At 45.9% G+C, this 8,785-nt stretch carries 2 protein-coding genes and 1 pseudogene; 1 reads left to right on the plus strand and 2 read right to left on the minus strand.

Annotated features, from left to right (window positions below; all coding sequences use genetic code 11):
• Positions 1-221: pseudogene (locus H6S82_RS09765) on the plus strand (hypothetical protein); the annotation flags it as partial.
• Here the strand turns inward: H6S82_RS09765 and H6S82_RS09770 are convergent.
• Both H6S82_RS09770 and H6S82_RS09775 read right to left on the minus strand, forming a co-directional pair.
• A complete protein-coding gene (locus H6S82_RS09770) occupies positions 193-2,925 on the minus strand; it encodes a cyclic nucleotide-binding domain-containing protein (protein WP_190461780.1) in 2,733 nt (910 codons plus the stop codon). The pseudogene H6S82_RS09765 and the gene H6S82_RS09770 sit on opposite strands and share 29 nt — an antisense overlap.
• Before the next feature lie 322 nt (positions 2,926-3,247).
• Complete coding sequence (locus H6S82_RS09775; RefSeq protein ID WP_190461777.1) at positions 3,248-8,464, minus strand: PAS domain S-box protein; 5,217 nt, start codon at positions 8,462-8,464, stop codon at positions 3,248-3,250.
• Positions 8,465-8,785: the final 321 nt, after the last annotated feature.

An 8,785-nucleotide genomic window follows, 5' to 3' on the forward strand; every position in this document is an offset into this window, starting at 1 on the left:
TTCGTTCTGTTCCCACCCGCGACGGACAAACATCTTATTTTCATTGGTACATAGCGATTATTCCCAGAGTTTCCAAGTCAGCGGGATTTGAGTTGGGCAGCGGTATGTATATTAACACCGCTATGCCAGAAGATAGCGCTCAGTATCTGCGGGATGTGCAGTTTGTTGTGACAAATGAGGATGCGAACATAATTAAATTATTAACTGGAAAAGAAAAATAGTTAATCCAGCCATGAGTAACAAATGAGGGAGATTACTGAGAAGCGATCGCATTATCGGGACTCCATCGCCTCGTTTGGTAATTCGCAACAGCGGGTAAGGACTGAATACCATTGCCGAAAGCAGCGTCACTCCTTGCAGAAATTGCGCGACATCCAAACTCCAAGTCAGCGTTGGCAGTCCTGCACCACTATATCCGAAAGAACGAGCAAATACGGGGAGAATTTGCCCTGCTTCGGTAATGGCGGCGGGAACGTAGTATGCTAAATTGGCAGCGAGAGCAAAGGGAAGATAGGCGTAGATGATGGTGAGGTAATCGGGTTGGGAGCGATCGCAAAAGCGAGCGATCGTATGAGTAGCATAAGTTAAGATAGCCGGAATACTCAATAATCCTAGCGCGATCGGCAAACTGGTGAGTAAGCGATCGGCATCCACAGGCACATCTTCAAATCCCAGCCAGCTGAGGATGGTGTGGGAATGGTGCATAAACACGCCGCCGAATAACAGCAACAATAGCGCCGCTTCCGCCCAAAAACCTTGATGATTATCTAATAAATCCGATGCGGGAAAGCGTAAATTTAATTGTGCCGATCGATTCGGGCAAGTTTTCAGACAAGTCATGCACAGCATACAATCCCGATTATCTTGCAATTGGGCGGGATGGGAGTACAGCGGACAACCTTCTGTTGCTTGTCCTTCATTGGGTAGCGCATCGGCAAAGTTAAGGGGTGTTTCCGCACTACCTTTGTAACAGCCAAACGTACTGCATTGACTGCCGCAAACTTGTTGTGTCGATCGCAATTCCGTCATCGACAGTTTCGCAAACATTCCATTCATTCCACCGATCGGACAAAGATAGCGACACCAAAGCCGACGTTCGTAAATTAAACTAAAAATTACCGCTCCCGCCGTAATTGCTACTAATAACCAAGCCGAAAGATAGGCATGGTGCGGCAAATCCCAAAGTTTTTCCCACAGGTAAATAATCAAAAATCCTGCAAATACTACCCACGCGCCCCAACGGTTTAGCCATTGGGTATTCCAAGTAAGTTGCTGGCGGGGAAATAGCCACAGGGAAAGACGGCGCATCCATTCACCTGCAATCATAAATGGGCAGATGGCACACCACAACCGACCTACAAAGGCGAATAAAAATAGATAACCGGGCCACCACCAAGCCCAAAATAAGTTAAGGGTAATGCTGCTATCTCGCGATTGGGAACCGATAAAGCCTAAAATTGTAATTGGTACGAAAATTGCCATCATCACGATCCAAATTGCTTCTGGATACCAGCGACTCAGGAACAATTGCCGCAACCAAGGAACATGGGTAAGTAAGTCAATCCGAAAGGCATTTTTTGTTGATTGTACCGACCATAAAGCTTGTTCTGGAATAACAGATTGCCCGCTCGGTGTCATCATTACGGCGCGATGCAATATTTCTGCTAATTCTGCTAAATTGCCGGGATATTCGTAGCCGATCAGGCGGCGTAAATCGGCGCGATCGAGTAGGAGAGTCAGGCGATTTTGTTCGCGACAACAGCGATTGAGGAAGTAATTGGCAAATGCGGGAATGTCTGCTTTGCGTTGGGATAAGCTAAATAGTTTGAGCGAAATTGTTTCGAGATCGGAAAAAATGAGTTTGCTGGGGGAAGCAAAGATTAAACGCACCGAAGATTGCACTGGTTGAGGCGGTTCTTCAGATAATTGCTGGTTGTCCGATATGCCATGATTGGGGAGAATAAAACCTGTTTTCAGGTAGTGGATTAAGCGAGTGCGATCGCCTTCGCTCAATACATGAACGTTATCTAGCAAAAGCGTTCCCCGTTCTAATAATTCTAGGATACCGGGTTGTTTGTTTATTCTGCCGAACAGCACATCGGTATTGAGTCTGCCATCGGTTGTACGGGGTAGTTCGGCACAATCTAATTCGGCAAAAGGTTGATCTGCCAATTGCGATCGCAGGTGGATCAGTCCCGCCAAGAAGGTTTTTCCCGTTCCGGGTAAGGCTTGAAACACTACAGGCTGTAGGTTGGATGCGGCTTTTTCGATTTGTTGTGCTAGTTTTTGGGTAGCTTTGCTATTGCCGAGAATGGTTTCCCCAATGGGAATATGTTGGATGTAGGGTTGTAAACCTCGGATTCGTTCTTCTTCCCAAGCGATGCGACTGGCAAAATCATCTAACTCTTGCATCAACAGAGTATGGAGTGCTTGTTGAATGGCTGGATAGTCAGTTACCAGTTCCAAAAACTGAGACTGGGGTAAAAAGAGGATTTCGCTGGCTGTCAGTGCGATCGCGCTGCTATGATAAGTTCCTTCATCGGAACTAGCCACTAGGGTATAGCCAAATAAATCACCAGGGTGGCGATAGCGGATCGACAATTTGCCGATCGGTGAGTCTCGGAAAATTTCTACTTTTCCCAATTTCAGCAAATATAACCCGATCGGAGTTTGTCCTTCTAGGTAAATGTGGGTTCCCGCTTCGACTGGGAAGCTATGGAACGAGCGAGCGATCGCTTCCTTGGCGCTTTCTGGCAAACTTCCCCAGATGCGCTGAGTCCCTAACCAATCTTGATATTCTGCGATTACCCGTTCGTCGCTGGGGATGGTGCGATCGCTAACGAACGGTAGTGGCAATGGCCGGTCTGGAAAGGGCAGAATCGATCGAGATGGGAAGATGTCTGTTGATGTGGTTGCAGAATTCATCTAAACCTCACGGTGGCGAGTGTCAAAGCGCCATTAATTTCCGATAATTTAACCGATCGAGCTATAGCTAGGGCCGCTACGCGGAAGTCAAAAGTCAAAAGTCAAAAGTCAAAAATCCTTTGAGCGTCAGCTATTCAACTACTTCCCCTCTGGTGGGTTACTTCTGCCGTGCTGCACTAGGGCAAAGCGGTTACTATAAATCAAATTTTTATATTTAAAATATAGTATATCTCACCAAAACAATCAAATCAGCAGGTTGTATCCCGAAATATTTGAGCGTTTGTTTGGGAAGGTTTAGGAGTAATTTTCAGTTTGTATTTTTTTACAAATTTTTATTATCTTTCGATAAAATTTGTTGAATAATTAGAGACAGACGTTGCAGTTGGATCGGTTTAGTTAAATATTCATCCGCACCTGCTTGCAAACACTTTTGCCGATCGCCAGACATAGCTAGTGCCGTCAGTGCGATGATGGCAATATCTGTTTGCCCTTGGGCGCGGATTTGACGTATCGCTTCCAGCCCGTCCATTTCTGGCATTTGAATGTCCATCAGAATTAGGTTAGGCTGTTGAGTTTGAGCAAGGTTGAGGGCTTGTTGTCCGTTGTTTGCCACAATTAGACGATAGCCGCGACTTTTGAGATAGCTAGATACGGTATCGCTGGTTGGTTGATTATCATCCACCAGCAGGATTAAAGGAGATTCTAGGGTAGAAACTGAGCTGGCGATCGCCCCATATAGCTTGCGATCGACTTCCATCCTGTCTGAGTGGCTGCTGCCAAGGTAGGGAATGCGAATCGTAAAACAACTACCTCGTCCTACTTCACTACTAACTGATACTGTTCCTCCGTGCAAGTTGGCGATTTGTTTGACGAGTGCCAGCCCCAAACCAGTACCGCTGTAACGGCGACTCAAGCTACTATCAATTTGCACAAAAGCTTGGAAGAGTTTGCCTAGATTTTCTGGTGCAATGCCGATACCCGTATCGATGATGGCAAAGCAGAGGTGATAGGAGGATTTGGGAATCGATGAAGTAATTGTTTCTTCTAATTCTGGGGTTTCTATGGCATTCTCCAGCCGAACTTCTAGGGTAACAGAACCTCCTTCGGGAGTAAATTTAACGGCATTGCTGAGCAGGTTGATCAGTGCCTGACGCAGGCGGCGATCGTCTGCCTCAATGCTACCCAAATTTTCAGGGATATTAGTATGAAAATGAATACCTTTTTGAAAGGCTAGATGTTTGACAAAAACAACACTGGCTTCGCATAATTCTTTTATGGAAACATCGCTGATTTCCAGTTCTAATTTGCCAGCTTCGATTTTAGATAAATCCAGAATGTCATTAATCAGTTCCAGCAGATGCCTGCCGCTGCTCTCAATGGTGGCGAGGGATTTTTTTTGCCGCTCGCCCATCTCACCAAATACGCTGTCCTGTAGTCCTTCCGCCATACCCAGAATCACATTTAAAGGAGTTCGCAATTCGTGACTCATATTGGCCAAAAATTCGTCTTTCAGGCGGGTAGCGCGGGCAAGTTCGACGTTAGCAAGCATCAGTTCTTCGTTGGTATGCCGCAATTTTTCTTCTGCCAGTTTGCGATCGGTAATATCTTCATAAGAACCGAGAACGCCAATTACCTCACCTGCACTGTTGGTGAGGGGAACTTTGTTCGTTCGTATCCATAATGACTTACCATTCGTAAATTCGGTTGGCTCCTCATAACCCAATTTGGGAGTTCCGGTGTCAATCACTTTTGTATCATCTGCACGGTAGAGATGGGCCCACTTAGCCCAAGGTAACTCAAAGTCTGTCTTGCCCAGGATCTCCTCGATAGTTATTTGACCATCCTCAGCAAATGTTCGGTTGCAGCCTAAATAACGGAATTGGCGATCTTTCCAAAAGACACGCTGGGGAATTGTATCCAAGACTAATTGCAGCATCATGCGAGATTCTTGCAATTGTTGTTCGGCCAGTTTGCGATCGGTGATATCTGTTAAGGTACCGATGTAGCCGATCGGGATGCCGTTGCTGTTGGTTTCGGGTATTATCTGGCAGTAGAACCATATAATCGTGCCATCCGATCGCACAGTTCTGCCTTCGTCTCGATAGGTTTCTCCTGGAGCGGATGTTTGCAACCATTGCGCCAATTTCATCGGGATGCGATCGCGGTCTTCTGGGTGCAAAATATCTACCCACCCTATCCCCAACGCCGCTTCAGTTGGTCTACCCATCATTTCGCTCCACCGATCGTTGACATAGATGCAGTTACCATCGGTATCAAACCGGAAAATGGCAACCGGAGCTGCTTCTGCTAAGCTTGCATAGCGGCGTTCGCTTTCCCGCAATGCTTCCTCCGCCAGTTTGCGATCTGTAATGTCATAGTTAATACCGACCATGCGTTGCGGTTCGCCTCGCTCGTTGCGTTGAATCACCGCACGGGCTTTGATATAGCGGATGCTGCCATCTGGACGAATGATGCGAAATTCTGTATCGTATTCCTTTTTTACCCTGACGGCATCCTGAAGGTTGGCATCTGCGGCTGCCCGCGAGTCTGGATGAACTGCGTCGAGCCAATCTTTATATGTGGCAACTCGATCGGATTTTGACCAGCCATACAGTTCGTACATTCGATCGTCCCATTCTGCCTCGCGAACCATATCCCAATCCCAGATCCCGATCGCGCGTGACTTAAGTGCTAATGTCAATCGAACGGACAAGTTACGCAACTGTTCTTCGTTTTGTTGGCGCTCTGTAATGTCATAGTTAATACCAACCATGCGTTGCGGTTCGCCTCGCTCGTTGCGTTGCACCAGCGCGTAGCCTTTGAGGTAACGGACTTTGCCATCGGTATGAATGACGCGGAATTCGATATCGTATTCTTTCTTACCGTGTAAAGCTAAAGCGAGAGAGGCTTCCACTTGTGCCCGATCGTCTGGATGCAGCCGATTTAACCATTGCTGACAAACTTTATCGGGCTCGCACCTTTCTAAGCCGTACAGTTCGTACATTCGATCATCCCAGATGCCTAGATTGCGAACGATATCCCACTCCCAAATACCGATCGCACCTGACTTCACTGCTAGTGTCAATCGATCGGATAAGTTACGCAACTGTTCTTCGGCAAGTTTGCGATCGGTCAGATCCAGCACTGTACCAACTACGCGCACTGACTTGCCATTAGGATCTAATATCGCTTCGGCTCGTGCTAGCAAGTAGCGTAATTTTCCATCTGGATGAAGTAAGCGATACTCGTATTCGTAAGGCTGCCCCTGTTCGATCGTCTGCTGCAATAACGCATCGTGTCGATCGAGATCGTCGGGATGGACGGACTGGCGGAACTCCTTGTAGGAAGGTGGGCCAGATGCAGGCTCGCGTCCGAAAATGCGAAAAACTTCTTCTGACCAGACAATTTCTTGGGTTTGCAAGTCAGTTTCCCAACTGCCTAAATGGGCGATCCGCTGTGCGGTGGCTAGGTGGACTGCATTTTGACGGAGTTTTGCTTCGATCTGTTTTTGTTGGGTAATATCTTTGGCAATCCCTAAAAATCCGATCGTTTTTCCTTGGGAATCTTCTAGGAATTTAATTGATAGCAATACAGGAAAACGAGAGCCATCTTTGCGGATGTAAGTCCATTCGTCGTCATAGGTTCCATTTTGCGCTTTCGTCGCAAAAAATTCTCTACCGGGCGCGATTTTCTTGCCCAGTTCTAAGGAAAGTGCTTCTGCCCTTTGCTTGAGTTCTTCTGGGTCGTGGAATATTGCGGGAGTTATCTGCCCGACGACTTCTTCTGCTGTATAGCCCAACATCTTTTGAGCGGCTGAGTTGAAGGTTTGGATGATGCCATCGATGTTATTGGAAATAATGGCATAGTCTGTACCATCTAGAATTGCTTGTTGTAAATTAGTGACCGCTAATAACTCGGCTTCTACTTGTTTGCGTCGGGTGATATCTCGATCGATCCCGCGATAGCCTTGGAAGTTTCCTTGCGGATCGAAAAATGGTACTCCGCTAGTTTCCAACACAACTGAATTGCCGCACCGATGCAGGTTGGTATTTTCTATGCAGTGAATCGGTTGACGGGCATCTTTATACTTTCTCAACTCGGCTGCAACTTTTTCGGCTTCTTCTTTTGGCATCAATTCAAAAGGTGTTTTGCCGATAATTTCATCGGGTTGATAGCCGAGAATATCAAATACTTTTGGACTGACATAAGTATAAACGTTATGTTCGTTTATTTCCCATACCCAATCGCTAGAAGTTTCTACCAGATTGCGAAAACGTTCTTCACTAGCTTGCAAAGCTGCGGTGCGTTGTGCGACTCTCGCTTCCAGTTCCTGATTTAACTGTTGCAGCGCTTGTTCTGCACGAACTCGATCGGTAATATCGATCGCCACACCACCCACCAATAGTTGCTTGGAAAGACTTTGCAGGGGAAATTTGTACACTAAAAATTGTCCGATCGTACCATCTCGTCTGGGTGCGAGTTCGATCGCTTCCACTACTTGACGAGTTTGGACTACTTTCCGAATGTTTTGCAAGTATTGTTGAGCTAACTCAGGGGAATAAAGCTGTCTGTCAGTTTTTTGAGGTATATAATCTTCTGGAATCTGAAATACTTGTTTGTAGGTTTCGCTAATATAAATGAGTCGTCCGTTTTCATCTGTAATCCAGGAAGCGGTGGGACTGTTATTCATAAAGGCTTGAAAGCGCGATTCGCTGTCCTGCAAAGCGGCTTCTGCTCGTTTGCGATCGGTAATGTCCTGAATAACGCTGATAAACTGTTGGGGATTACCCGCCGCATCGCGTAGCAATGAAACGGTCAAGTTTGCCTGTACGATCGCACCATCTTTGCGGATATAGCGCTTTTCTCTCAAAAAGGTCTGCATTTCGCCTGTTAACAGCTTTTGTACCTGTTCGAGATCGATCGCTAAATCTTCCGGGTGAGTAACGTCTTTAAACTTTAGGTTTAAGAGTTCTGGCTGAGAATATCCTAGAATCTCAGATAATTTTGGGTTGGTGCGAATAAATTGGCCGTTGGGCGACACCAGGCACATTCCTACGGCTGCTTGCTCGAAGATACTGCGAAATTTTTCTTCGCTCTCTCGCAGTGCGATTTCGGTTTTCTGACGTTCGGCAATTTCCGCCTCTAGCTTCTGATTTGTCGTGGCTAAACTTGGCAGTGCGAGGGCTTCGGGAATTAGAGATGCCAATATGAAGGCGGTATAAAGTGAAACCAAAGCTGTGATTGCTTTGAGCGCTCCAGACACCCAGTAGATGGGATGCCAAAGCGTCCATACTTCCATGAGGTGAGTAGTGCCACAGGAAATAATAAAGGCGCTAAATAGCAGAAAAATACCATAAAACGGTAAATCTCGTCGCTGGCGAACAAAGTAGAGCAGCGTAATGGGGATGGAATAATAAGCAAGTGCGATCGTCACATCGGAAATCAGATGAAGTCCGACTAATTCGGGCTTCCATAGGTAGCAATGCCCGTGTGGAATAAATAAATTAAGCTTGACAAAGCTGTGAAACAATTCGTGCATAAATTTATTCAGCCTACGCCCTCTACAATGGCGTTGTTTACTGTTATATAGCGTTTGAGGGAAAAAGTAACAGTCATGCAGATGCTCTCAGCCCAAAATCCCGCTTTGTCGGCAGGGTTTGCAGCCTTCCTGATGCAGGTAGTATTTCATCTATTTTTAATAAGATTTGTAAACTGTTTAGTTAAAAAATTAAATAATTTATTATTTTGTAACTTTTATCAATGCTGCGAACAAGCAACCCTATAAATTTATTAATTTATCTTCGTTCGATAAATAAAAATAATTAACATATTTTAATAAACTTCCCAGAAGTTACTATTT

This window comes from Planktothrix sp. FACHB-1355 (assembly GCF_014748295.1).
GTDB lineage: Bacteria > Cyanobacteriota > Cyanobacteriia > Cyanobacteriales > Aerosakkonemataceae > Aerosakkonema > Aerosakkonema funiforme_A.